This window comes from Variovorax paradoxus, from assembly GCF_000834655.1.
GTDB lineage: Bacteria > Pseudomonadota > Gammaproteobacteria > Burkholderiales > Burkholderiaceae_C > Variovorax > Variovorax paradoxus_F.
The window spans coordinates 89410-115644 of sequence record NZ_JXQQ01000044.1; the positions used below are offsets into that span (position 1 = coordinate 89410).

The 26235-nt window shown below is 69.4% G+C and carries 20 protein-coding genes; 16 read left to right on the forward strand and 4 right to left on the reverse strand.

Annotated elements, in window-relative coordinates; genetic code table 11:
• From RT97_RS18805 to RT97_RS18815, 3 genes are read left to right on the forward strand one after another with little or no spacing between them, the layout of a single operon-like run.
• Entirely contained in the window at positions 1-693 is a 693-nt protein-coding gene (locus tag RT97_RS18805) for a VOC family protein (protein ID WP_042580323.1), read from the forward strand.
• Positions 694-695: 2 nt separating this feature from the next.
• Positions 696-1328 (forward strand): LysE family translocator, encoded by a 633-nt coding sequence (locus RT97_RS18810; protein ID WP_042580324.1) that lies wholly within the window; start codon positions 696-698, stop codon positions 1326-1328.
• Positions 1329-1348: 20 nt separating this feature from the next.
• Positions 1349-2320 (forward strand): threonine dehydratase, encoded by a 972-nt coding sequence (locus RT97_RS18815; RefSeq protein WP_042580325.1) that lies wholly within the window; start codon positions 1349-1351, stop codon positions 2318-2320.
• Positions 2321-2327: 7 nt separating this feature from the next.
• Here RT97_RS18815 and RT97_RS18820 read toward each other — a convergent pair whose 3' ends face one another.
• Positions 2328-3164 carry a creatininase family protein gene (locus tag RT97_RS18820; RefSeq protein WP_042580326.1) on the reverse strand — a complete coding sequence of 279 codons (837 nt, stop codon included), beginning with the start codon at positions 3162-3164 and terminating at the stop codon, positions 2328-2330.
• 379 nt (positions 3165-3543) lie between these two features.
• Here RT97_RS18820 and pgaA point away from each other — a divergent pair, with 379 nt between their 5' ends.
• The 5 genes from pgaA to RT97_RS18845 all read left to right on the forward strand — a co-directional run bounded on the left by pgaA (position 3544) and on the right by RT97_RS18845 (position 10859).
• On the forward strand, positions 3544-6042 hold the full coding sequence (pgaA, locus tag RT97_RS18825) for a poly-beta-1,6 N-acetyl-D-glucosamine export porin PgaA (protein WP_042580327.1): 2499 nt from the start codon (positions 3544-3546) through the stop codon (positions 6040-6042).
• Between the two features lie 8 nt (positions 6043-6050).
• Positions 6051-8105 (forward strand): poly-beta-1,6-N-acetyl-D-glucosamine N-deacetylase PgaB, encoded by a 2055-nt coding sequence (gene pgaB / locus RT97_RS18830; protein ID WP_253278266.1) that lies wholly within the window; start codon positions 6051-6053, stop codon positions 8103-8105.
• The gene (gene pgaC / locus RT97_RS18835; RefSeq protein ID WP_042580328.1) at positions 8102-9379 is read left to right on the forward strand and encodes a poly-beta-1,6-N-acetyl-D-glucosamine synthase; all 1278 of its coding nucleotides are present in this window, start codon (positions 8102-8104) and stop codon (positions 9377-9379) included. Before pgaB ends, pgaC begins: the two co-directional genes overlap by 4 nt.
• Entirely contained in the window at positions 9369-9959 is a 591-nt protein-coding gene (gene pgaD, locus RT97_RS18840; protein WP_042580329.1) for a poly-beta-1,6-N-acetyl-D-glucosamine biosynthesis protein PgaD, read from the forward strand. Before pgaC ends, pgaD begins: the two co-directional genes overlap by 11 nt.
• Before the next feature lie 102 nt (positions 9960-10061).
• Positions 10062-10859 (forward strand): SDR family oxidoreductase, encoded by a 798-nt coding sequence (locus RT97_RS18845; RefSeq protein WP_042580330.1) that lies wholly within the window; start codon positions 10062-10064, stop codon positions 10857-10859.
• Positions 10860-11240: 381 nt separating this feature from the next.
• Here RT97_RS18845 and RT97_RS18850 read toward each other — a convergent pair whose 3' ends face one another.
• A complete protein-coding gene (locus RT97_RS18850; protein ID WP_042580331.1) occupies positions 11241-12149 on the reverse strand; it encodes a LysR family transcriptional regulator in 909 nt (302 codons plus the stop codon).
• A gap of 86 nt (positions 12150-12235) precedes the next feature.
• On the opposite strand from RT97_RS18850, the gene RT97_RS18855 reads away from it, so the two are divergent.
• Positions 12236-13246: a zinc-binding alcohol dehydrogenase family protein gene (locus RT97_RS18855; protein WP_042580332.1), complete on the forward strand. Its 1011-nt coding sequence runs from the start codon at positions 12236-12238 to the stop codon at positions 13244-13246.
• A 1-nt stretch (position 13247) separates the two neighbouring features.
• Here RT97_RS18855 and RT97_RS18860 read toward each other — a convergent pair whose 3' ends face one another.
• Complete coding sequence (locus tag RT97_RS18860; protein ID WP_042580333.1) at positions 13248-14996, reverse strand: chloride channel protein; 1749 nt, start codon at positions 14994-14996, stop codon at positions 13248-13250.
• An 89-nt stretch (positions 14997-15085) separates the two neighbouring features.
• On the opposite strand from RT97_RS18860, the gene RT97_RS18865 reads away from it, so the two are divergent.
• Entirely contained in the window at positions 15086-15640 is a 555-nt protein-coding gene (locus tag RT97_RS18865; RefSeq protein WP_042580334.1) for a GNAT family N-acetyltransferase, read from the forward strand.
• A 15-nt stretch (positions 15641-15655) separates the two neighbouring features.
• Here RT97_RS18865 and RT97_RS18870 read toward each other — a convergent pair whose 3' ends face one another.
• Complete coding sequence (locus tag RT97_RS18870) at positions 15656-17032, reverse strand: PQQ-dependent sugar dehydrogenase (RefSeq protein ID WP_042580335.1); 1377 nt, start codon at positions 17030-17032, stop codon at positions 15656-15658.
• A gap of 130 nt (positions 17033-17162) precedes the next feature.
• On the opposite strand from RT97_RS18870, the gene RT97_RS18875 reads away from it, so the two are divergent.
• The 6 genes from RT97_RS18875 (at position 17163) to priA (ending at position 26210) form a co-directional block, all read left to right on the forward strand.
• The gene (locus RT97_RS18875) at positions 17163-17921 is read left to right on the forward strand and encodes an alanyl-tRNA editing protein (RefSeq protein WP_042580336.1); all 759 of its coding nucleotides are present in this window, start codon (positions 17163-17165) and stop codon (positions 17919-17921) included.
• Positions 17922-17967: 46 nt separating this feature from the next.
• On the forward strand, positions 17968-20199 hold the full coding sequence (locus tag RT97_RS18880) for a protein-disulfide reductase DsbD family protein (protein ID WP_172672225.1): 2232 nt from the start codon (positions 17968-17970) through the stop codon (positions 20197-20199).
• Positions 20200-20276: 77 nt separating this feature from the next.
• Positions 20277-20987 (forward strand): redoxin domain-containing protein, encoded by a 711-nt coding sequence (locus RT97_RS18885; protein ID WP_172672226.1) that lies wholly within the window; start codon positions 20277-20279, stop codon positions 20985-20987.
• A 128-nt stretch (positions 20988-21115) separates the two neighbouring features.
• Complete coding sequence (locus RT97_RS18890; RefSeq protein ID WP_042580337.1) at positions 21116-22459, forward strand: MFS transporter; 1344 nt, start codon at positions 21116-21118, stop codon at positions 22457-22459.
• Between the two features lie 62 nt (positions 22460-22521).
• Complete coding sequence (gene hemE / locus RT97_RS18895; RefSeq protein WP_042580338.1) at positions 22522-23631, forward strand: uroporphyrinogen decarboxylase; 1110 nt, start codon at positions 22522-22524, stop codon at positions 23629-23631.
• 503 nt (positions 23632-24134) lie between these two features.
• Entirely contained in the window at positions 24135-26210 is a 2076-nt protein-coding gene (gene priA / locus RT97_RS18900) for a replication restart helicase PriA (RefSeq protein ID WP_042580372.1), read from the forward strand.
• Positions 26211-26235: the final 25 nt, after the last annotated feature.

Sequence of the window (26235 nt, forward strand, 5' to 3'; positions counted from 1 at the left end):
ATGCACGCTGAAGTCGACCACCTGGTGATCGCCGCCACTTCGCTGGACGAGGGCGTGGCGTGGTGCGAAGCAACGCTGGGCGTCACGCCCGGCCCCGGCGGCACACATCCGCTCATGGGCACGCACAACCGCCTGCTGAACGTGGCGGGCGATGCGTTTCCGCGTGCCTACGCGGAGATCATCGCGATCGAGCCCGGCAAGCAGCCCTCGCGCTCCGGCACGCGCCGCTGGTTCGACCTGGACGACGCCGCGCTGCAGGCCGGCCTCGCGCAGCACGGGCCGCACCTGATCCACTTCGTCGCGCGCGTGCCCGATGCCGTCGCCGCAACGCGCGCGCTGGCCCACGAGGAGCACGCGCACATCGACCGGGGCCAGTTGCTCGAAGCCTCGCGCGACACGCCGGCCGGGCGGCTCGAATGGCAGATCACGGTGCGCGACGACGGCCAGCGGCTCTTCTACGGCGCGCTGCCGACGCTGATCCAGTGGGGGCCGGTGCACCCGACCGACGCCATGCCTGCATCGGGCCTCGTGCTGCGTTCGCTGCGCGCCGCACACCCGCGCGCACCGGCCCTGTCGGGCGCGCTCTCGGCCATCGGCATGGGCGCGCTGAAGGTGGACGCCGGTCCGCCCAACCTCGTCGCGGTGTTCGACACGCCGCGCGGCCCCGTCACCCTCGAATCCAAGGGACTCTGAGCATGCTGACCCTCACCGAAATCGCCTGGTTCGCCCTCGCCTCGCTGCTGCTGGCGCTCACGCCGGGGCCGAACATGATCTATTGCGTCTCGCGCACGCTGATCCAGGGCCGCCGCGCGGGAATGATCTCGCTGGGCGGCGTGCTGATGGCTTTTCTGGTGCACCTGTTCGCCGCGGCGCTCGGGCTCACCGCGCTGCTGCTGGCGGTGCCGCTCGCGTTCGATGCGATCCGCATCGCGGGCGCCGCCTACCTGCTGTGGCTCGCATGGCAGGCGGTGCGACCCGGCGGCAATGCGCCCTTCGAGGCGCGGGCGCTGCCGGCCGATCCGCCGGGCAAGCTGTTCCGCATGGGCTTTCTCACGAACCTGCTGAACCCGAAGGTGGCGATGTTCTACCTGTCGTTCTTTCCGCAGTTCATCCACCCCGAGCGCGGCTCGGTGCTGCTGCAGAGCATGCAGCTGGGCATGGCGCAGATGGCGTCGAGCGCGGCGGTCAACACGGCGGTGATCTTCGGCGCCGCGAGCATCACCGCGGTGCTGTCGCAAAGCGCCGGCTGGCTGCGCGCGCAGCGCTACGTGATGGGCAGCGTGCTGGCCGCGCTGGCGGTGCGGGTCGCCCTCACCGAACGCAAGTAAGCAATAAAAAAAGGACGCCAGTGAAATTCACCCGCCAGGAGATCGAAGCCGCGCAGCGCACCGTGCATGCGGCGATGCCGCCGACCCCGCAATACAGCTGGCCGCTGCTGTCGCAGCGCCTGGGCGCAACCCTCTGGGCCAAGCACGAGAACCACACGCCGGTCGGCGCCTTCAAGATCCGCGGCGGCCTCACCTACTTCGAGACGCTCGCGCGCGAGCACCCCGAAGTGCGCCATGTGATCAGCGCCACGCGCGGCAACCACGGCCAGTCGCTCGGCTTCGCGGCGCGGCGGCATGGGCTGGACGCGACCATCGTCGTGCCGCACGGCAACTCGCAGGAAAAGAACGCCGCGATGCGCGCGCTCGGCGTCACGCTGGTGGAGCATGGCGACGATTTCCAGGCGGCGTCGGAGCACGCGGCCCTGCTGGCCGAGCGCGACGCGCTGCATCGCGTGCCCTCGTTCCATCGCGAACTCGTGCGCGGTGTATCGACCGCGTATGTCGAGTTCTTCAGCGCATTCGAGGACGCGCCGCCCGACGTGCTGTTCGTGCCCATCGGCCTGGGCTCCGGATTCGCCGGCGCGGCCGTGGCGCGCGCGCATTGCGGCGTGGCCACAAAAATCATCGGCGTGGTGTCGGCGCATGCCACGGCGTACCGCGACTCCTTCCGCGCGGGCAAGCCCGTCGAGTCGCCGGTCAGCACGCGGCTGGCCGACGGCATGGCCTGCCGCGTGCCGGTGCCCGAATCGGTCGAGGTGGTGCTGCGCGAAGCCGACGACGTGATCGCCGTCACCGACGACGAGGTGGCCGAGGCGATGCGCATCCTCTTTTCCGACACGCACAACGTGGCCGAGGGCGCGGGCGCCGCGGCGCTCGCGGGCGCGCTTCAGCAGCAGGAGCGCTGGCGCGGCAAGACGGTGGGCATCAGCGTGAGCGGCGGCAATGTCGATTCCGACATGTTCGCCGGGGTGCTTTCGCGCACTTCTCCCTGAAGGCTGGTCAGGGCAGCGGCTGGGTGTTGGCCGTCGCCAGCGGCAGGCGCGACACCTCCGCCAGCAGCAACGCGAGTTGCTGCGCGGCCGCATCGACCACCGCCTGCCCCTTCGCCGCCGTCGCCGCGGCCGCATTGCCGGCTGCGCCCTGCGCGTTGTAGTCCTCCATGGCCCAGCCGAGCTTGGCGCTCTTGCCGTTGCCCAGGATCGCGTAGTCGGCGGCGCGCTGCTCGGAGGTCGAGCGGAAATCCTTCGCCTCGCCCATGCGCACGAGCTGCGGCGTGAGCGCCAGCATCATCGAGGTCTCGACCTCGCCCGCGTGCACGCCGAAGCGGTGCTCCTTCGCACCGAACTGCGCGTTCGCCTCGCCCAGCGGCAGGTTGAACCAGCTCACGCTGTAGACGATGAGGCCGTGGGCCGCGCGCAGCTCGCGCGCCACGATGTCCATCGCCCCCACATGGCCGCCGTGCGCATTGAAGAGCACCAGCTTCTTCACGCCGGCGCGCGCCACGCCCGCGCCGATTTCGTTCCACATGCGGATCAGGGTCTCGGCCGAGAGCGTGAGCGTGCCGGCAAAGCGTGCGTGCTCGGGGCTGAGGCCGATCTGCTGGGTCGGAAGGAACAGCACCGGCAGATCCGCCGCCAGCAGCGACAGCGATGCGCTCACGATGCCGTCGGCCAGCACCGTGTCCACGCCCAGCGGCAGGTGCGGGCCGTGCTGCTCGGTCGCGCCCAGCGGCAGCACCGCGACGGTGGCAGCTGCGTCGAGCGAGGCGAAATCGCGCGTGGTGAGCTGGGACCAGAACCGGGGAAGGGGTAGCGACGGGGACGATGGGGCGTTCATTTCACGATCTTAGGCGGGCGCGTTGCCGTCCCCAAGTTGCACCTGCATACAACTTGCCTGAAGTCAATCGCGAAACTGCGATCCAGTTCACAGTCATTAGTTATGTTTTGTCAGTTTCTCCGATTTGTTAACAACATCCCCTAGAGTCATTTTTTAAGAACTTTCAGCTACGTTTGCTAACAGGCTGCAAGTTCTCCGTTGTGACGGCACAAGAGGCTGCGCACCGGGTGATGTTCAAGGGAGCAGAGTGTCGATCCACCAAAAAGATGGGGGCACGGTCACGGCTGGGCGCAAAACTGCGCTGGTCCGTTCGTTGTCGCTACACCTCGCAGCCGTTGCGCGGGGCTTGCCACCGATTCTTTGCGTACTGGCCCTGGGCATGTCCCAGGCACAGGCGCAATCCGTTGTCACGAATCAGCCCGCCGCCGAGCGCGGCACGTCGGCCTACGACCCGCAGCGCCACGACGCGCTGATCGCCGAGCGCCGCGCCGGCCGCCTCACGTCCGCGCAGGCGCTGCGGCAGCTGAAGGACTGGCTCGCCGCGGCCACGCTCGCAGATGCCGCCCGCCAGCGGGTGGCCTCCGATGCGATCGCCGTTGCCGTTGACGACGGCCAGTTCGCCGAAGCCGTGGCGCTGGGCCGGCAGTTTCCGCCGGGCCAGTTGCGCGACTACGCCCTGGGTCCGCTGGCCGTGGCGGCACGACGTACCAAAGACCTCATATTGCAGGGCGAAACTGTCGCCGCGTGGCGCGCAAGGCAACCTGCAGCGCGAGAACCGCGGATCCACGAGGCCTTCTGGCGTCTTGACAGCGGCGACATCCCCGCAGCACAGGCGCTGTACCGCGAACTCGCGCAACCCGCGCCGACCGAAACAGCCGACCGGCTCGCGCTCCTGGAGCTGCGCGGAGCCTTGGCACGGGCGGGCGGCGACACGCTGCAGGCGATGTCCGCCTACGCCGAAGCCAGCACGCTCGGGCCCGACCGGTCCGACCTGCGCCGGGAAACCGACTTCCTGCTGGCCGACAGCGGCGCCGAGTCGACCGCATTCGAAGACGCCGAGGCGGCCGAACGCGCGAAACCCGGTTCCTTTTCGGCCCTCGCGCTGTCCACGCTGCAACAGCGGGCGCTCGGGCAGCGGCTGCGCTGGGCGATCAAGGAGCGCGACGAACGGCTCGGGCCCTCGCGCGTGGTCGCGCTGGACCGCGTGCTGGTCGACCAGGAGACTGCGCTGAGCCGGCTCGACACAGCCGCCGCTGCCGCGCCGCCCGCCGATGCGCCGCAGTGGCACGCCGTGCGCGTTCGCCTCTTGTCCGACCGCCTGCTCGCGCTGGTCGAGCGCGGGCGTCCCGCCGAGGCCATCGCGCTCTACGGCACGCTCCACGCCGCCGGCACGGAACTGCCGCCCTACGGCCTTTCAGCCGCCGCCCGCGCCTTCGCGCAGGAGCGCCGCTCGGTCGATGCGGTGCCGCTGTACGAAGCCGCCATCGCCAAGGCCGGCCCCACATTGCAGATGCCCGCCGAGAGCCATTTCGGGCTGGTCTACGCCTACCAGGACACCGGCCGTTTCGAAGACGCCGAGGCCCTGCTCAAGCGCATCGAGGAAGCCACGCCCGCCTACCTGCGGCTCGCACCGGAAGCGCGCCGGCCCAACAGCCAGTACACCGACGTGAACGGAATGCGCGGGCTGCTGGCGCTCTATGGCGACAACCCCGCGCTCGCCCAGCAGCGCTTTTCGACGCTGACCGGCGAAGCCCCGCTGAACCCCGGCTACGCCTACGGCGCGGGACTCACCGAACGGCTGCGCGAACACCCCGAGGCCGCCGTCGCGCGCTTCGAGGCGCAGGCGGCCGACGCCCCGTTCGACATCAGCGCGCGCGCCGGCCATGTCGAAGCGCTGATGGACGCGGGCGAATTCGCACAAGCCCGGCAGCGCGCCGAATCGCTCGAGGCCGATGCGGGCGACGACGCCGAGGTGCGCAACCTCGCGCGCAAGCGCCGCGCCATCACCGGCCCGCAACTGGAGGTCGAAGCAGGCGCATCGACCGGAGGCGGCGCCCTCGCGAACCGCGAATGGCGCGTCGACAGCCGGCTCAGCTCGGGTCTCATCGACGACCAGTGGCGCGTCTTCTACGACCAGTCGCTGGGCCGTGGCGACACGTCCATCGGCGATGCGAACCGCGCACGCGCGGGCCTGGGCCTGCGCTGGGAAAGCGGCCGCTGGCTGGCCGAAGGCGCGCTGCAGCGCAGCAACGGCGGGCCCTACCGCACCAGCGTGGCCGGCCGCGTGGACTACCGCGCGGGCGACGCCTGGCGCCTCTCGGCCACCTACGACGGCGACAGCAAGGAATTGCCCTGGAAGGCCAAGGCCACCGGCGTCGGCGCGCGCGAGGCCGGTGCGAGCGTCGGCTACGTGGTGAACGAATCGCGCCGCTTCGACCTCGGGTGGAAGCAAATGGACTTCAGCGACGGCAACCTGCGCCGCGGCCTGGACTTCACCTGGCAGGAGCGCTGGATCAGTACGCCGCGCTTCCAGCTGGAGACGCGGCTGGGCGTGGACGCGAGCCGCAGCCGCACGCAGGACGTGGCGTATTTCAGCCCGTCCAGCGACGCGAGCGCGCAGCTCGCGGTGCGCGCGCAATGGCTCAACTGGAAGAGCGACGAGCGCCAGTTCTTCCAGGCGGTCGAAGTGAGCGGCGGCGGCTACCGGCAGGCGGGCTTCGGCACCGGCCCGCTCTGGAGCGTGCGCTACGAGCACCGCTGGAACCTCGGCCCGCGCATGACGCTGCGCTACGGCGTGAGCTTCTCCAGCCATCCCTACGACGGCGTGCGCGAACGACAGCGCGGCGTCTTCCTGAACCTTTCGATGCCCCTGCAGTGATGCCGCCGATGAAACCCCTCTCCTTTTTGCGCGCGGCCATGCTCTGGCTGCTGGTGGCGCTCGCGCTGCCGGCCCTGGCGCAACCGCTGCCGCCCGCCGACACCGACGACGGCGTGAGCTTTCGCGTGCTCTCCTTTCACGACGTGCGCGCCAACGTGCGCGCCAGCTTCGAGACCTCGCCCGACGAGACCGCCGTGGACGAACGCTCGCTCGCCGAAGTGTTCGCCTGGCTGCAGTACAGCGGCTACCACCCGGTCAGCCTGCAGCAGATCGTCGATGCACGCGCCGGCCGCACGCCGCTGCCCGCCAAGCCGGTGCTGCTGACCTTCGACGACGGCTATCGCAGCGCCTACACCAAGGTGTTCCCGCTGCTGCAGCGCTACCGGTACCCCGCCGTGCTGGCGCTGGTGTCCAGCTGGCTCGAGGTGCCCGAGGGCAGCCTCGTGCACTGGGGCGACAAGCCCGCGCAGCGGGACGAGTTCCTGCGTTGGAGCGAAGCGGCCGAGATGGCGCGCTCGGGCCTGGTCGAACTCGCGAGCCACAGCAATGCGATGCACACCGGCATTCCGGCCAACCCGCAGGGCAACATGCTTCCCGCCGCGACCACGCACCGCTACGACGCGGCCACCGGCCGCTACGAGGACGACGCCGCCTACACCCGGCGCGTCGAGGCCGACCTGCGCCGCAGCCGCGAGATCATCGAAGCGCGCACCGGCGCCAAGGTGCGCGCGATGGTGTGGCCCTACGGGGCGTACAACGATGCGGCGCTCAAGGCCGCCGAGCGCGCCGGCATGCCCGTCACCCTCACGCTGGACGACGGGCCGAACACGGCGGCGGTGCCGCTCTCGCGCATCCGCCGCGCGCTCGCGGCCTACGACAACGAGGCACCCGATTACGCGCGCCTCCTTCGCAGCCCGGTCGGCGGCGAGGCGCGACCGATCAACCGCGTGATGCACGTGGACCTGGACTACGTCTACGACCCCGACCCGGCCCAGCAGGAGCGCAACCTCTCGGCGCTGGTGGAGCGCGTGGCCGCAGTGCGCCCGCGCTCGGTGTTCCTGCAGGCCTATGCGGACCCGGACGGCGACGGCGTGGCCGACGCGCTGTACTTTCCCAACCGCCACCTGCCGATGCGCGCCGACCTGTTCGCCCGCGCGGCCTGGCAGCTGCGCAGCCGCGCCGGGGTGAAGGTCTACGCCTGGATGCCGGTGATGGCCTTTCGCCTGCCGGCCTCGAACCCGCTCGCCGCGCACACCGTGCGCACACAGGACGGCACCACGCCGCCCGATCGCTACCACCGCCTCTCGCCCTTCGACCCCGCGGTGCGCACGCTGGTGGGCGACCTGTACGAAGACCTCGGCCGCCACGCCTTCTTCGAGGGCCTGCTGTTCCACGACGACGCGATGCTCTCGGACGACGAGGACGCGAGCCCCGCCGCGCTCGCTGCGTACGCGCGCTGGGGCCTGCCGCCCGACGTGGCCGCCATCCGCGCCGACCCGGCGCTGATGGCACGCTGGACCACCGCCAAGACACGCTACCTGACCGAATTCACGCAGGAACTCGCGGCACGCGTGGGCGTGTGGCGGCCGGGCCTGGAGACCGCGCGCAACCTGTATGCGCGCCCGGTGCTGGAACCCGCGGCCGAACAGTGGTTCGCGCAGAACTACGAGAACGCGCTCGCCGCCTACGACTACGTGGGGCTCATGGCCATGCCGCGCATGGAGCGCGAAGCCAAGAATCCTGCACAGAGCGATGCATGGCTCGCACGGCTGGCCCGCCGCGCGGCCGACACGCCGCGCGGCCTGGACGGCACGGTGTTCGAACTGCAGGCACGCGACTGGCGCACCGGCAATCCGGTGCCCGATGAAGAGCTCGCGCGCCAGTGGACGCTGCTCCAGCGCGCGGGCATCCGCCACCTGGGCTACTACCCCGACGACTTCTTGAACAACCAACCCTCGCTGGACGTGGTGCGCCGCGCCATCTCGGTCCGAACCCTGCTGTCGCGCCCCGTGCGCCAGGTCATCCCGTCGCCTTCGGCGGCAGAAGGAACCGGCTCGCCATGACCACGCTCCAGGCCCTCTCGCAGAACCTGCCGCCGCTGCTGTTCGGCTTCGTCTTCTACTACCCGTTCTTCATGGCCTATGTGTGGATGGCCGGCGGGCTCTCCCACGCCTGGGTGTTCGAGCGCGGCGATCCCGCGGACCTCGACCCGCTGCCGACACTCCCCTTCCATCCGCTGGTGACGGTGGTGGTGCCCTGCTTCAACGAGGCGCCGCACCTGCGCGAGGTGATCGAGCAGCTGATGCGCACGCGCTATCCGCACTACGAAGTGATCGCGGTGAACGACGGCAGCACCGACGGCACCGGCGAACTGCTGGACGCGATGACCACGGAATACAGCCGGCTGCGCGTGATCCACAACGCCAGCAACCAGGGCAAGGCCGTGGGGCTGAACACCGCCTGCCAGCTCGCGCGCGGCGAGTACATCCTGGGCATCGACGGCGATGCGCTGGTGGACGAGAACGCCATCGCCTGGATGCTGCAGCCGATGCTCAGCTCCGAGCGCATCGGCGCGGTGACCGGCAATCCGCGCATCCGCACGCGCACCACGCTGCTCGGGCGCATGCAGGTGGGCGAGTTCTCCTCGATCATCGGGCTCATCAAGCGCTCGCAGCAGCTGGTGGGCACGCTCTTCACCGTCTCGGGCGTGCTTGCGATGTTCCGCCGCCGGGCGGTGATCGACGTGGGCTTCTGGAGCCCCGACGTGCTCACCGAGGACATCGACATGAGCTGGAAGCTCCAGCTGGGCGGCTGGAAGTTGCGCTTCGAGCCGCGCGCGCTGTGCTGGATCCTCATGCCCGAGACATTGCGCGGCCTGTGGAAGCAGCGCCTGCGCTGGGCCGTGGGCGGCATCCAGACCATGCTGCGCTACACGCCGCGCATCCTGCGCCCGCGCCATTGGCGCATGTGGCTGGTGTATGCCGAGTACATGGTCAGCGTGGTCTGGGCCTATGCGATGGCGCTGGTGCTGGCGATCGGCCTGGCACGGCCTTTCCTGCCGCAGGACTCGCCCTGGCATTCGGCACTGCTGCCGCACTGGCAGGGCACGCTGCTGGCCATGACCTGCATCCTCCAGATGCTCGTGAGCCTGTGGATCGACCGCCGCTACGACAAGGACCTGCTGCGCTATTTCGCCGGAACGATCTGGTATCCGATCGCTTTCTGGACCATCACGATGGCGGCCACCGTCATCGCCCTTCCCAAAGCTCTGATACGCCGACGCGGTAAACGCGCGGTGTGGACGAGCCCTGACCGAGGAGTCTCCGATGCCCCGTGAATCCAATGCCCATGCCATCCATCTTCAAGCCGAGGCCTATGCCGACGCGCCGCCCCCGACACGAAGCCGGTCGTGGGGCCAGCCGACCGACGAGGCGCCCATCATCGACGCCGCGCGCATGCCGCTGCGTGCCTATGGCAACAGCCGCTCGCCGACACGCACGCTGGCCATGTACCTGTGGCTGCGCGTCTTGCGGCCGGCAGTGACCGTTGCCATCTGGTTCTGCGCTGTCTGGTATGCATGGCCCTACGTGCTGGGTGCGCGCTCGCAGCCCGAGGTGCTGCACCTGCTGGCCCTATACGCCGTGGTGATCGGCGCGATCCTGGGCGCGATGCTGATGATGGCGCCGCTGCGCCTGCGCCAGCAGGAACGCGAAGCCTCGCCCGACCAGGAACAGTCGTCGCTGTTCGCGCTGGCTTCCTACATCGAGGTGCCGCCTTCGCGCCTGTCGGCCTGGCAACGCACGCGCCAGTTGCTCGCGCACCACGACCACCACGGCCAGCTGCGCGACGCGGTCGATACCGCCCCCGGCGCGCTGGAACCCGAGATGCCGCAGCGCCGCGCCAGCGCAGCGCGCTGACCCGCGAGTACGAGGGAACGGACAGCCACGTCCGTGCAGGGGTTTCGCCGCGGTGCTTCAATCGCCGCCGGCGAATCGTTTCCAACCCCTTCAAGGACTTTCATGGATCTCCAGCTCCAGGACCAGCACGTTCTCATCACCGGCGGCAGCAAGGGCATCGGCCTGGCCTGCGCGCTGGGCTTCCTGCGCGAAGGCGCGCGCGTGAGCCTCGTCTCGCGCGACCTGCAGAACCTGGAGCAAGGGCGCAAGGCGCTGGCCGAGGCGTTCGCCGGGGCAGAAGACAGGGTCTCGGTGCATGCCGCGGACCTCAAGGACCCGGCCGGCGCCGTGGCCGCCCTCGATGCGGCCGAGAAGGCCTTCGGGCCGGTCGACGTGCTCGTCAACTCCGCCGGCGCCGCGCGCCGCACCCCGCCCGACGACCTGACCCCCACCGCGTGGCACGACGCGATGGACGCCAAGTACTTCACCTACATCCACATGATCGACCCGGTGGTCAAGCGCATGGGCGAGCGCGGCCGCGGCGCGATCGTCAACGTGATCGGCCAGGGCGGCAAGGTCGCCAGCCCCGTGCACATGGCCGGCGGCGCGGCCAATGCGGCGCTGATGCTGGTGAGCGCCGGCATGGCCGCCGCCTACGCGGCCAAGGGCGTGCGCGTGAACGCCGTGAACCCCGGCCTCACGCTGACCGCGCGCCTGCAGGAAGGCATGAAGGCCGACGCGAAGCTGCAGGGCATCGACACCGACGAGGCGCTGAAGCGCGCCACCGCACGCCTGCCGCTCGGGCGCATCGCGACGCCCGAGGAAATCGCCAACACGGTCGTGTTCCTCGCATCGCCGAGGGCGAGCTATGTGACGGGCGCCACCGTCGCGATGGACGGTGCGGTCACGCCGTTGATCTGAGGAAGGCCCGGCGCACGTCGCGCAGCCGCCCTCACCCCAACCCTCTCCCCAAGGGGAGAGGGAGCAAATCCCAAGCCGAGCGAAGCAAAGGCCCGACCAAAAAAGAGGCCGAGCGCAGCGATGGCCCGTCGGTCTCCAAAGCCCCTCTGGCTGCGCCGAGGAGCGCAGCGTTTCGCGGATCAGGGCTCGCAGCTGTTTGAGCCGAAGGCGAGTTCTGCGAGACCCCGCGAAACGCGAGCACCGCAGGTTGCCCGCAGCGAAGCGAAGGGTCGCAGACAGCGGGGTCGCCTTTTCTTTGGCTACTTTCTTTTGGCGAAGCAAAAGAAAGTAGCTCGCCCGCCGGGGCGAGACCCGGCCAGCAGCGTCAATCAAAGGACGCGTTCAAAACCCAGCCTCCAACCCCTCAAACTTCATCGCAAGAAATTCAACAACCGCCCGTACCCGCGCCGGCACAAACCGCCCGCTAGGAAGCAACGCATGCAACGGATAAGGCTCCGTCTGCCAGTCCGTCATGAGATGCACCAGCCGCCCGCTGCGAATGTCGTCCCGCACATCGAGCGCCGACTTCAGCGTGATGCCATATCCCGCCACCGCCCACTCGCGCGCAAGCGAGGCGTCGTCCACGCTGCGGTTGCCGTTCACCCGAACCTCGGTCCACTGCCCGTTCTGCGCGAAGCGCCAGATGCGGTGCCGCCGTCCGCCACGGTTGAAGATCAGGCAGTTGTGGTGCGCCAGGTCCTGCGGCGTCTTCGGCGCCGGATGGCGGCGCAGGTACTCGGGCGAGGCGGTCAGCAGCGGATTCGTCATCGCAAAGGGCCGCGCCACCAGCCGCGAATCGGCCAGCGCGCCGTAGCGCAGCGCCACGTCGACCTCGTCGCGCATCACGTCCAGCGGCCGGTCGCCGACCGACAGCGAGAGCTGCACGCCGGTGTGCAGCGCGAGGAATTCGTCGAACCACGGCAGCAGCGTGCTGCGCGTGAGGTCCGAGGGCGCGGCCACGCGCAGCGTGCCCACGAGCTCGCCGCGATCGGCCGTGACCAGCGACTCGCCTTCGGCCAGAAGTTCGAAGGCCCGCACCGCGTAGTCAAGCAGCGTCTGGCCCTGCGGCGTGAGGCGCATCGCGCGCGTGGAGCGCTCGAACAGGCGCGCGCCGAGCTGCGTTTCCAGCCGCTTGAGCGTGGCGCTGGCCGCCGCCGGCGTGATGCCCAGCGCATGGGCCGCGGCCGTGAGCGTGCCGCCGCGCGCCGTTTGCACGAGCACCTGCAGGTCGGAGGTATTTTCAATCTTCATTTGAAAGTGTTGCTGTTAGCGGCCTACTTATCAAATGGCCGTTGCCATCCTACAGTTCAGGCATCGTTTCAGAAAGGTCATCCGCCATGAAAGCCATCGGTTACTACCAGCCCCTTCCCATCGACAACGCCGAATCGCTGCAGGACATCGAACTGCCCGCGCCCGTACCCGGCGCGCGCGACCTGCTGGTGCGCGTGAAGGCGGTGTCGGTCAACCCGGTCGACACCAAGGTCCGCAAGAACGCCGCGCCCGAAGCCGGCCAGGCCAAGGTGCTGGGCTGGGATGCGGTCGGCACCGTCGAGGCCATCGGCAGCGAGGTGCAGAGCTTCAAGGTCGGCGACCGCGTGTACTACGCGGGCTCGATCATTCGCCCCGGTGCCAATTCGGAACTGCATGCGGTGGACGAGCGCATTGCCGCCATCGCGCCGAAGAGCCTGGACGACGCGCAGGCCGCCGCGCTGCCGCTGACCACCATCACCGCCTACGAACTGCTGTTCGACCGCCTGCAGGTGCCCAAGGGCGGCGGCGCGGGCCAGACGCTCCTGATCACCGGCGGTGCGGGCGGCGTGGGCTCGATCCTCATCCAGCTCGCGCGCCAGCTCACGCAGCTGCGCGTGATCGCCACCGCCTCGCGCCCCGAAACGCGCGAGTGGTGCCTTGCGCTCGGCGCGCACGCGGTCATCGACCATTCGAAGCCGCTGGCCGCAGAGCTCAAGGCCGCCGGCATCGGCGAGGTCGACATGGTCGCCAGCCTCACGCAGACCGAGCAGCACTTCGCGCAGATCATCGAGAGCCTCAAGCCCCAGGGCCAGCTCGCGGTGATCGACGACATGAAGGTGCTCGACGCGATGCCGCTGAAGACCAAGTGCATCTCGCTGCACTGGGAAATGATGTTCACCCGCTCGCGCTTCACCACGCCCGACATCGCCGAGCAGGGCAAGCTGCTGGCCGAGGTGGCGGCGCTGGTCGATGCAGGGCGCATCCGCACGACGGCGAACGCGAGCTTCGGCACCATCAACGCCGCCAATCTTCAGCGCGCGCATGCGCTCATCGAGAGCGGCAAGGCGCAGGGCAAGGTGGTGCTGGCGGGGTTCTGAGCTAGCCGGCCTGCCAGGGCAGGCCGCGCAAGCGCTCGCGCTTTTCTTCTTCGTCGAAGTGCGCGAGCGAGGGCTTGATGAGATCGCTGCGCGCCACGAGGCCGACGAGCGCGAGCGACTGCGCATCCTTCACCACCGGCAACCGCTCCAGCCGGTGGCGCGCCATGCGCGTGGCCACCAGGCGGCAGTTCTCGCCCGCGAGCGCGAACACCGGCACCGCATCGCCGCAGGCGTCGCCCACCGTGCCCACGCTGAACGCGGCGAGCATCGCGCGGTCGGCCATGCCGATCACCGCGCTGCCGCGCAGCACCGGGTAGGCGCGGTGCGCCTGGCCTTCGCCGAAGTAGCGTGCGAGCGCATCGCCGACGGGCAGCGCGGCGTCGATGCTGCGCACCTCGCGCGTCATCACTTCCTCGACCGAGTGGCGCTCCAGCGGATCGATGCCGTACTCGCGGTAGATGTGATAGCCGCGGCGCGCGATCTTCTCGGTGAGGATCGAGCGGCGCATCGTGAGCACGGTGAAGCCGTAGGCCACGGCGGAGGTGGTCAGGAGCGGCAGCAGCGCATTGCTGTCGTGCGTGAGCCCGAAGGCGAAGATGGTGGCGGTGAGCGGTGCGCGCATCACGCCGCCGAGCGTGGCCGCCATGCAGACCAGCGGCCACAGCATCGGGTCGTTGCCGGGCAGCACATGCGAGAGCACCACGCCCAGGCCCGCGCCCATCATCAGCAGCGGCGCAAGCACGCCGCCCGAGGTGCCCGAGCCCAGCGAGATGACCCAGATCACCGCCTTCACCGCGAGCAGCGCGGCCACCACGCCGAGCGCGAGGTGGTTGTGCAGCAGGTCGCCGATGACGTCGTAGCCCACGCCCAGCGCGCGCGGCTCGAAGTAGCCGCCGATGCCCACCGCCAGGCCGCCGATGGCCGGCCACCACATCCAGTGGATCGGCAGCTTGCCGAACAAATCTTCCACCTTGTAGAGCGAGATCGAGAGCGAGGCCGACAGCATGCCGCACAGGAGGCCGGCGGCCACGCAGGAGAGCATCGCGAGCGGACCTGGCACGGCCGTCTGCAGCGGGAAGAGCGGGCCCGCGTCCATCAGGAGCGGCCGCGTGAAGCCCGCGACCGCGCAGGCCACGGCCACCGGCAAGAGGCTGCGCGGACGCAGCTCGAACAGCAGCAGCTCGACCGCCAGCAGCACCGCGGCCACGGGCGTGCCGAACACGGCTGTCATGCCGGCGGTGGCGCCCGCCACCAGCAGCGCCTTGCGCTCGGCGGCGGTGAGGTGGAAGTACTGCGCGATCAACGAGCCGATGGCGCCGCCCGTCATGATGATCGGCCCCTCGGCACCGAACGGCCCGCCGCTGCCGATCACGATGCCCGACGAGAGCGGCTTGAGCACCGCGACCTTCGGCGACATCTTGCTCTTGCCGAACAGGATCGCCTCGATGGCCTCGGGGATGCCGTGGCCGCGGATCTTGTCGGAGCCGTAGCGCGCGACCAGCCCGACGATGAGGCCGCCGATCACCGGCACCACGATGACCCAGGCGCCCAGCGTGTGCGTGGCCGGCGAGCGCTCGGCCAGCGAGAAGGTCTGGAAGAAGAAGAGATTGGTGAAGAAGCGGATCAGGTCGAGCAGCACGCGCGCGGCCACGGTGCTGATGACGCCGATGACCACGGCCATGGCGGTGATGCGCAGCAGGCGGGCATGGAGGGCGAAGTCGCCGCGCGGGGGATGGGAAGCAGGAGTCATGGCGGGGGTGTCGGCGCGCGTCGGGGAGATTCGGAGCAGCCTCAATTACATCACAGCATGATGTATATGCGATCGCTCACAATCGCCGCATGTCTGCTCCCCTGATCGAATTCGACACCGACCGCCTTCGCCTGCGCCAGTGGCGCGAGAGCGATTTCGCCCCTTTCGCCGCCATGGCAGCCGACCCTCAGGTCATGGAATTCCTGCTCCCGCTGCCCACGCGCGCCGACAGCGATGCGCTCATCGAACGCATCAAGGCGCGCATCGAAGAAAACGGCTGGGGCTTCTGGGCCGTCGAGCACAAGGCAAAGGGCGAATTCATGGGCTTCACGGGCCTCAACGTGCCGCTGGCCACGCTGCCGTTTTCACCGTGCGTGGAGATCGGCTGGCGGTTTGCGCGCCACGCGTGGGGACAGGGATTCGCGACCGAGGCCGCACGCGGCGTGCTGCAGGTCGGCTTCGAGCGGCTCGGGTTCGCCGAAATCGTCGCCTTCACCGCGCTCGGCAACCTGCGTTCGGCCGCGGTGATGGAACGCATCGGCATGCACGAGGACGTGGCCGGTGCGTTCGACCATCCGTCCGTGCCCGCCGGAAGCCCGCTGCTTGCGCACCGGCTCTTCCGGATCCGCCGCCCGCAGCGCTGAAAAAGCCGGCGCGAGTTACTGCGGTTTCGCGCGCGACACGCGCCACACCGCATTGCCCACGTCGTCGGCCACCAGCAGCGCGCCGCTCTTGTCGAGCGTCACGCCCACCGGCCGGCCCTGGGCCTTTTCGTCGGCGGTGAGGAAGCCGGTGAGGATGTCCACCGGCGGCCCGCTCGGCTTGCCGCCGATGAAGGGCACGAACACCACCTTGTAGCCCGACTTGGGCTTGCGGTTCCACGAGCCGTGCTCGCCGATGAAGACGCCGCTCGCGAACTCCGGCGGCATGCCGCGCGCGTGCGAGAAGGTCATGCCGAGCGGCGCGACGTGCGAGCCGAGCGCGTAATCGGGCGCGATGGCCTTAGCCGCCATCTCGGGGTTCTGCGGCGTCACGCGCGCATCGACGATGCCCCCGTAGTAGGTCCAGGGCCAGCCGTAGAACGCGCCCTCCTTCACCGAGGTGAGGTAGTCGGGCACGAGGTCGCTGCCGATCTCGTCGCGCTCGTTCACCACGGTCCACAGCACGTTGGTGTCGGGGTCCCAGCCCATGCCGTTGGGGTTGCGCAAGCCGCTCGCGAAAAGGCGCTTTTCTCCCGTCTTGGCGTCGACCTCCCAGATCGCGGCGCGGCCTTCCTCGGCCGCGAGGCCGTTCTCGCCGATGTTGCTGTTGGAGCCGACCGTCACATAGAGCTTCGTGCCGTCGGCGTTGGCGATCACGTTCTTGGTCCAGTGGTGGTTGATGCCCGCGGGCAGCTGCGTGACCAGCGTGGGATTGACCTTCACCGAGGTCTCGCCCTCGGTGTAGGGCACCTTCACGAGCGCATCGGCGTTGGCGATGAAGAGCTCGTTGCCTACCAGCGCCATGCCGTAGGGCGACATCAGGTTGGTCATGAAGACCTGCTTGACCTCGGCCACGCCGTCGCCGTCGGCATCGCGCAGCAAGGTGATGCGGTTCGGGCTGGGCACGCCGGCACCGGCGCGGGCCATGACCTTGCCCATGACCCAGTTGCGGATCTTGGCGATCGGGCCACTGCCGCCGTCGCTGCTGCCGCCCGGCTTGGGCGGCTTGTTGCTCTCGGCCACGAGCACGTCGCCGTTGGGCAGGGTGTAGACCCAGCGCGGATGCTCCAGCCCGCGCGCGAGGGCGGTCACCCGCAGGCCTTCGGCGGGGGTGGGCGCGGCGGTGTCGGTCCAGCCGACGGCTGGCGCCACGTTGACGGTCGGAATCATCGTCTTGTTCGGCTCGACCAGCTGCGGACGCGGGCCGGTCGTGACCTCCGGGGCGAGCTTGGCGGCCTCGCCGCAGCCGGCCACGAGCAGGGCGGCGGCGACGGCCAGGGCGGACATCTGCCAGGCGCGGGCGATGCGGGTGGGTGCTTGCTGCGGAGCTTTCATGCGTGATCCTTCGCGGCGGGGGCCGCATACCGCGCGGATCATCCATCGCGGGCCGGCCCCGGGGTTGTCGGTCGTGGGCGCTTTCTGGCGTGGGCGCACCCCAATCGCGCATCGCCGCTACCATCGCCGGATGACCGACGACCTGTTCCGTGCCGACGCCTACCTGCGCGCCTGCGAAGCCCGCATCCTGCGCATCGACGAAGCCGGCATCGTGCTGGACCGCACGGTGTTCTATCCGCTGGGCGGCGGGCAGGCTGGAGACAGCGGCGTGCTGGCCCTGGCCGACGGCCGCGAACTCGTCATCGCCGACACCCGCAAGGCCAAGAACGAAGAGGGCCTTCCCACCCACGAGTTCCTCCACGTGCCGACGCCCGAACAGGCCGACCTCCTGGCCGCGCTGAAGCCCGGCGACACCGTCACCGCCCGCCTGGACTGGGAGCGCCGCCACCGGCTGATGCGCTTTCACACCGCCTCCCACCTCCTGTGCCACCTCGTGCCGGTGCCGGTGAACGGCTGCTCGATCACTCCCGACTACGCGCGCATCGATTTCCACATGACCGACCCGCTCGACAAGGAAGCGCTCACCGCCGGCCTCGCGCGGCTGGTCGAGGCGGCTCATCCGCTGACGGTGGGCGCGATCACCGACGAAGAGCTCGACGCGAACCCGGCGCTGGTCAAGAGCATGAGCGTGCAGCCCCCGCGCGGCACGGGCACGGTGCGCACCATCCGCATCGGCGCCGAAGGCGACGCGCAGATCGACTTCCAGCCCTGCGGCGGCACGCATGTTGCGAACACCGCCGAGATCGGGGCCGTGGTCGTCACCAAGATCGAGAAGAAAAGCGCCAACAGCCGGCGCGTGGTGCTGGGCTGGGCGGCAGCGGCCGCCTGACGAAACACCCGGAACTTCGCCCTGCCCTATTGCTCCGACTGACGGCATGATCTTCCCGCGCATCCATTTCGCTACGCTTCTGATAGCAATCGCCGCAGCCAGCATGCCGGCCGCCGCGCAATTGGCGCCCAAGACCGGGGCTGTCGTCACCACCCCGCACGTGCGCGCCGAACTCGTTGCGCATGCGCCCGACGGCGTCTCCCCCGGCGCCCAGGCCTGGGTCGGCCTGCAGATCACCCACCAGCCCGAGTGGCACACCTACTGGAAGAACGCCGGCGATTCGGGCCTCCCGACCGAACTGACCTGGACGCTGCCCGCCGGCGTCTCGACCGGCGAGATCGCCTGGCCGGTGCCCAAGAAGATCCCGGTCGGCAACCTCGCCAACTACGGCTACGAGAACACCGTGCTGCTGCCGGTCCCGCTGGAGGTCTCGACGCTCTACAAGCCGCCGATGGCGCTGGCCGGCGGCACGCCGGCCATGGACGTAAAGCTCAAGGCCTCCTGGCTGGTCTGCCGAAAAGAATGCATCCCCGAAGAGGGCGAGTTCATCCTTTCGCTGCCGCTGCAGGGCTCGACCGCGCTGCACAAGGCCGACTTCGACGCCGCACAGGCCGCCCAGCCCCAGCCGCTGGCCCAACCGGGCGGCATCGAGGTCGACGGCACCAACCTGCGAATCACGCTCGAAGGGCTGCCGGCCGCCGTGCAAGGCAAGACGCTGGCCTTCTTCCCCGAGACCCCCGAAGTGATCCGCACCGCGGCCGTCTCCGGCAAGGACTGGACGCAAAGCTGGCAAGGCGGCACCTGGACCGCGACGATGCCGCTGGCCGACCAGCGCAGCGCGAGCCCCACTGTCTTGCCGCTCGTGGTCGCCCTCGCCGACGCCGACCGCCAGCCGGGCCAGCCGGTGGCATGGCGCGCGGAAGCGCCGGTTTCCGGCAACTGGCCCGCCGCCACGCCGGCACGCGCCGAGGTGTCGCCCGCACTGCAGGCCGCGCTCACTGCCAATGCGGCAAATGCCGCCAACGCGGCCGCATCCGCCTCGACCACCGACCTGCCCGCCCAACCCACCGGCACCTTCGCCATGGCGTTGCTGGGCGCATTGCTCGGCGGCCTGCTGCTGAACCTGATGCCCTGCGTGTTCCCGATCCTCGCGATCAAGGTGCTGGGCTTTGCGCGGCAGGCAGGCAATGCCAGCGCACACCGCAAGGCGGGCCTCGCTTACACCGGCGGCGTGATGCTGTCGTTCCTCGCGCTCGGCGGCGCCATGCTCGCGCTGCGCGCGGCCGGTGCGCAACTGGGCTGGGGCTTCCAGCTGCAGTCGCCGGGCGTGGTGGCGGCGCTCGCGGCGCTCTTCACGCTGATCGGCCTGAACCTCGTGGGCGTGTTCGAGTTCGGTCACGCGGCGCCCTCGTCGGTGTGCACCGCCCAGGCCAAGCATCCGCTGGCCAACGACTTCCTCTCCGGCGTGCTCGCCGTGGTGATCGCCTCGCCCTGCACCGCGCCGTTCATGGGCGTGTCGCTCGGCTTCGCGATCGGCCTGCCCGCCGCGCAGGCGCTGCTGCTCTTCGCGGCGCTGGGCCTCGGGCTCGCGCTGCCGTATCTCGTGGCCGGCTTCGTGCCCGCCGTCGCCCACCTGCTGCCCAAGCCCGGACCCTGGATGGGCACGCTGCGCCGCCTGCTGGCCTTTCCGATGTTCGCCACCGTGGCGTGGCTGGTCTGGATCCTCGGCCAGCAAAGCGGCATCGACGGCGCGGGCACGCTGCTCGCGCTGCTGGTGTGCCTGGCGGCCATCGTCTGGGCATTCACGCTGCGCGGCCGCACGCGGCTGGTGATCGCCACCGTGCTGATCGCCTTCACCGCGGTGCTGACCGGTGCCATCGGCCGCAACGTGCTGCAGGTGGTGGAGCCGGCCAGGCTGGCTGCGAACAGCACTGCCGACCAGCGCTGGCAACCGTGGTCGGCCGAGCGCGTGAGCGAGCTCTCGGGCGCCGGCCAGCCGGTGTTCATCGACTTCACCGCCGCCTGGTGCGTGACCTGCCAATACAACAAGAAGCGCACGCTGGCCGATGCCGACGTGCTCGCCGATTTCGATGCCAAGAAGGTCGCGATGCTGCGCGCCGACTGGACCCGCCGCGACCCCGCGATCACCGCCGCGCTCACCGCGCTCGGCCGCAGCGGCGTGCCTGTGTACGTGCTGCAGGCGCCGGGCAAGGCGCCGGTCGTGCTGACCGAAATTTTGGGTAAAGACGAGGTCCGCGCCGCACTCGCCGCGCTTTGACCACACTGCGTGACATGGGTTGTCACATGCACTTGAAGAAACCGTTCTAAGCTGCAGTTGTCGTTTGGAATTTTCTAATGGAGCTCAAGCTGGCCATGTCTCTCTCGCCGACCTCCGACTCGCGTTCCCTTCGTGCCGCGCGCCATGCCCGCGCCGCCCTGAGCCGAGCCTCCCGCCGTGCCGTGGTCGCTGCCGCCGTTGCGCTCGGCGGGGCCTTTTTGATGGGCACCAACGCGTTCGCCGCACCGGCCGTGGGCCAGCAGGCGCCCGACTTCGTGGCCGTGGACACCACCGGCGCCAAGCACAAGCTCTCCGACTTCGCCGGCAAGTTCGTCGTGCTCGAATGGACCAACCCCGGCTGCCCCTTCGTGCGCAAGCACTACGGCAGCGGCAACATGCCCGCCACGCAAAAGGCCGCGACCGCCAAGGGCGTGGTGTGGCTGGCCATCAACTCCACCGAGCGCGCTGCGAGCGACTACCTGAAGGCCGACGCGCTCGATGCCTGGATGAAGTCGCAATCGGCCGCGCCCACTGCCGTGCTGATGGACGAGGACGGCGTCATCGGCCAGGTCTACGGCGCGCGCACCACGCCGCACATCTTCATCATCGATCCGAAGGGCACGCTGGTGTATGCGGGCGGCATCGACAGCATTGCGTCGGCGCGCGTGGACGACATCAAGACCGCGACCAACTACGTGAACCAGGCGCTGGGCGAAGCCTTCGGCGGCAAACCGATCTCGGCGACCACGACGCGGCCCTACGGCTGCTCGATCAAATACAAGACCTGACGCAGAACCTGACGCGCATTGCGTCCGTCACTCCATGAGTGACAGCTACCTGACCCGCGGCGTCAGGTAGCGGTCGGGGAGCCCGACCTAGCCTTAGGCGTTCACACATCGCCCAAGGGGACAACAAGATGAATCCTGCGCCCTCCGCTGCGCCACAAGGCGCGGCCGCCCGCCCTTCTTCCACCACGGCCTCCTCCTCGAAATTCGCCACCGTGCTGCGCGTGACCGGCGGGAATTTCATGGAGATGTTCGACTTCTTCCTGTTCGGCTTCTACGCAACGCAGATCTCGAAGGCGTTCTTCCCCGCGGGCAACGAGTTCGCCTCGCTGATGCTCACTTTCATGACCTTCGGCGCGGGCTTCCTAATGCGACCGCTGGGCGCGATCTTCCTGGGCGCCTACGTCGACCGCGTCGGCCGCCGCAAGGGCCTGATCGTCACGCTCGCGCTCATGGCGCTGGGCACGCTGCTCATCGCCTGCGTGCCGGCCTACGCGACCATCGGCGTCATCGCGCCGCTCCTGGTGCTCATCGGCCGGCTGCTGCAGGGCTTCTCGGCGGGCGTGGAGCTGGGCGGCGTGTCGGTGTACCTCTCGGAGATGGCCACGCCGGGCCGCAAGGGCTTCTACGTGAGCTGGCAATCGGCCAGCCAGCAGGTGGCCATCGTCGTGGCGGCAGCGCTCGGCTACTGGCTCAACGTGACCTACTCCTCGCAGGAGATCGGCGACTTCTACTGGCGCGTGCCGTTCTTCGTCGGCTGCCTGATCGTGCCGGTGCTCTTCGTCATCCGCCGCTCGCTGCAGGAGACCGAAGAGTTCATGGCACGCAAGCACCGCCCCGATGCGCGCGAGATCTTCCAGTCGATGATCGCCAACTGGGGCCTCGTCATCGCCGGGATGATGCTGGTGTCGATGACCACCGTGTCGTTCTATCTCATCACGGTCTACACGCCGACCTTCGGCAAGTCGGTGCTGCACCTGAGCACGACCGATGCACTCATCGTCACGCTGTGCGTGGCCGTCTCCAACTTCATCTGGCTGCCGATCATGGGTGCGCTCTCGGACCGCGTGGGACGCAAGCCGCTGCTGATTTTGTTCACCGTGCTGACCATCCTCACCGCGTACCCGTCGCTCAAGTGGCTGGTGGGCGCGCCGAGCTTCGCGCGCATGCTCGAAGTGGAACTGTGGCTGTCATTCCTCTACGCGAGCTACAACGGCGCGATGGTGGTGGCGCTCACCGAAGTGATGCCGGTCAATGTGCGCACCGCCGGCTTCTCGCTTGCCTACAGCCTGGCGACGGCGCTGTTCGGCGGCTTCACGCCGGCCATCGCGACTGGGCTCATCGAGATGACCGGCGACAAGGGCGCGCCGGGCCTGTGGATGACGGCGGCCGCCATCTGCGGGCTGATCGCCACGCTGGTTCTCTACCGGCGCAACGTGAGCCCGGCGGATTCGCGGCGCGTGCCGGTGGTCTGAGCTTTCCACGGACGGTCCCAGGGCCATCGCAGGCGATGGCGAGGCCCTGCGACAATTGGGAAATGCCTTTCGCCCCATTGCAAAACGACACTTTCCTGCGAGCCTGCTGGCGCCAGGCCACCGATCACACGCCCGTCTGGCTGATGCGCCAGGCCGGCCGCTACCTGCCGGAGTACGTCGCCACGCGCGCCAAGGCCGGCAGCTTCATGGGGCTGGCCACCAACACCGACTACGCCACCGAAGTCACGCTGCAGCCGCTCGCACGCTACCCGCTGGACGCGGCGATCCTGTTCTCCGACATCCTCACTGTGCCCGACGCCATGGGCCTGGGCCTTTCTTTCGAAGCCGGCGAAGGCCCGCGCTTTGCCCGCCCGGTGCGCGACGAAGCGGCCGTGGCCGCGCTCGAAGTGCCCGACATGGCCAGGTTGCGCTACGTGTTCGACGCCGTGGCCTCGATTCGCGGCGCGCTCGACGGCCGGGTGCCGCTGATCGGCTTCTCGGGCAGCCCCTGGACGCTCGCCTGCTACATGGTCGAAGGCGCGGGCTCCAGCGACTACCGGCTCGTGAAAAGCATGCTGTACAGCCGCCCCGACCTGATGCACCGCATCCTCGCGGTCAATGCCGATTCGGTGGCCACGTACCTCAACGCGCAGATCGACGCCGGCGCGCAGGCCGTGATGATCTTCGACAGCTGGGGCGGCGTGCTGGCCGACGGCGCCTTCCAGGAGTTCAGCCTCGCCTACACGGCGCGCGTGCTCGCGGGCTTGAAGCGCACCGGCGCCGATGGCCAGCCCGTGCCGCGCATCGTGTTCACCAAGGGCGGCGGCCTCTGGCTCGAAGCCATGCGCGCGCTCGATTGCGAAGTGCTCGGCGTGGACTGGACCGTGAACCTCGCCGCCGCGCGCCGCCAGGTCGCCGAAGGCACCGACGGCAAGGCCAAGGCGCTGCAGGGCAACATCGATCCGAACGTGCTGTTCGCGCCGCCCGCGCAGATCGAGGCCGAGGTGGCGAAAGTCCTGCAGGCGTTCGGCAAGCCCCATGCGGACCGCAATGCCCCCGGCCCGACGCACATCTTCAACCTGGGCCACGGCATCAGCCAGTTCACGCCGCCCGACCATGTGGCGGCGCTGGTCGAAGCGGTCCACACGCAGTCGCGGGCCCTGCGCGGCTGAAACTGTGACCCGGGGGGCCGATCGTGCGGAAGCGCGAAGTGCCCCCGGGAAAATCGCTCCGCCGCTGTTTGTCAAGCCTAAAAACGGTGTAGGAGGCCCGACTTATGCACAAAACCTGTGTTGCAGTGCGCAAGATTATCTGAGGCATTGACCTCTTTGCTCCCAAACCAATAGCACGCGTAAGTTGTTGATTTATATAGGATTTGAACTTTGCTTTTTTTTGGGGCAATCCAGCCGAAGCCTTGATTTTCAAGGCTCCGCAGCGTGTCGAGGCCGGTTGTCAACAAAGTTATCCACAGAAACTCTGGATGGCTGGCAAAGCACTGGAAAATCAACGACTTAAGTGGTTTTGCTCAAAGTCGCATTAACAACCGTTGCCAACAAGGTCTCCCATTTCTCCAGCCAGTCCTGCCCCAGATACGGACGCCCCGGCCGCCGGTAGCGTCCCTCTGCCGCCGCCTGAGAGCGCGCCGGCAGGCCTGGTGTGGCGTATCGACATCGCCGTGCAGACGCCGGCACATGCCGCACTCGGCGATCTGCTGAGCTACGCCGGCACGGCGCCGCTCGTGCCCGGCACGCTGGTGCGGGTGCCGCTGGGCCGGCGCGAGGTGCTGGGCGTGGTCTGGAACGAACCCGTCTCGCTGGACGGCGCAGAGCCCGACATGGCCCTCAAGCCCGTGGGCGCCGCCCTCGACGCGCTGGCGCCGCTCGGCCAGGCCTGGCGCGATCTCGTGGCCTTTGCCGCCCGCTACTACCAGCGCTCCATCGGCGAGATCGCCCTGGCGTCCCTGCCGCCGCAGTTGCGCGACCTGACGGCGACGCAGCTCGCGCGCCGCCTCAAGCGCAAGACAACGACCGGACCCGTCGCCCAGACGGCCGAAGCCGCCAACCTGATCGCGCTGAGCGCGGAGCAGACGGCGGCGCTGGCCCGCATCGAGTCCGAGAGCGGCACGTTCCTGCTGGTGGGCAGCACCGGTAGCGGCAAGACCGAGGTCTACCTGCGCTGCGTGGCCGACCTGCTCGCACGCGACCCCGAGGCGCAGGCGCTGGTGATGGTGCCCGAGATCAACCTCACGCCGCAGCTGGAAGCGCGCTTCAAGGCCCGCTTCGGCGACGAGGCGGTGGTGTCGCTGCACAGCGGCATGACGAATCCGCAGCGCCTGGCGAGCTGGCTCGCCGCGCACAGCGGCGCCGCGCGCATCGTGCTGGGCACGCGCATGGCGGTGTTCGCGTCGATCCCGGGGCTGAAGCTGATCGTGGTCGACGAGGAACACGACCCGAGTTACAAGCAGCAGGAAGGCGCGCGTTATTCCGCGCGCGACCTGGCCGTCTGGCGCGGCCAGCGCGAAGGCGCGAAGGTGATCCTCGGTTCGGCCACGCCTTCGCTCGAAAGCTGGCACCAGAGCCGCCCCGCCGAAGGCGACGACCCGGGCGGACGCTATGTGCGGCTGGAGATGCCATCGCGCATCGGCGCGGGCGAGCTGCCCGCGGTGCGGCTGGTCGACATGAACCTGCAGCCGCCCAAGACGGTGCTCTCGGGCGCGCTGCTCGACGCCATCGGCCAGCGCATCGCGCGCGGCGAGCAGAGCATGATCTTCCTGAACCGCCGCGGCTACGCACCGGTGCTGGCCTGCGGCGACTGCGGCTGGAAGAGCGAATGCCCGCACTGCAGCGCCTATCGCGTGTTCCACAAGATCGACCGCACCCTGCGCTGCCACCACTGCGGCTTCACCGAGCGGGTGCCGCGCGCCTGCCCGGCCTGCGGCAACCCCGACATCGCACCCGTGGGCCGCGGCACCGAGCGGCTCGAGGAGCACCTGGCCGAACTGTTCGCCGCGGTGAAGCGCCCCGACGGCAGCGCGGTGCGCATCGCGCGCATCGACGCCGACAGCACCAAGAAGCAGGGCGCGCTCGAATCGCAACTCGCGGCCGTGCATGCGGGCGAGGTCGACGTGCTGGTCGGCACGCAGATGATCGCCAAGGGCCACGACTTCCGGCGCATCACGCTGGTGGCGGCGGTGAACCCCGACGGCGCGCTGTTCTCCAGCGATTTCCGCGCGCCCGAGCGGCTGTTCAGCCTGCTGATGCAATCGGCCGGCCGCGCGGGCCGCGACGCCGCCTACCTCGCCGCGCAGGGCACGACCGCCGAGATGTGGATCCAGACCTTCCACTCGCAGCACCCCCTTTTCATGGCGCTGCGCAAGCACGACTACGCCGCGTTCGCGAAACAGCAGCTCGACGAGCGCCAGGCGGCCGCGATGCCGCCCTTCGCGTTCCAGGCGCTGCTGCGTGCCGATGCGCGCGAGCAGTCGGTGGCGCAGGCCTTCCTGAACACCGCGGCCGATGCGGCCGAGAAACTGCCGGGCGCCGACATCGTCACCCGCTATCCCGCGGTGCCGCTGTCGATCCAGCGGGTGGCCGACGTGGAGCGTGCGCAGATGCTCATCGAGAGCCCCTCGCGCGCCGCGCTGCAGCGATTGCTCGCAAGCTGGCAGCCGCTGCTGCACGAGCTGCGGCGCACGCCCGAGGGCAAGGGCGTGATCCGCTGGCTGATCGACGTCGATCCGCACAGCATCTGAGCCGGTTGTCCTGCACGGCGCGCAT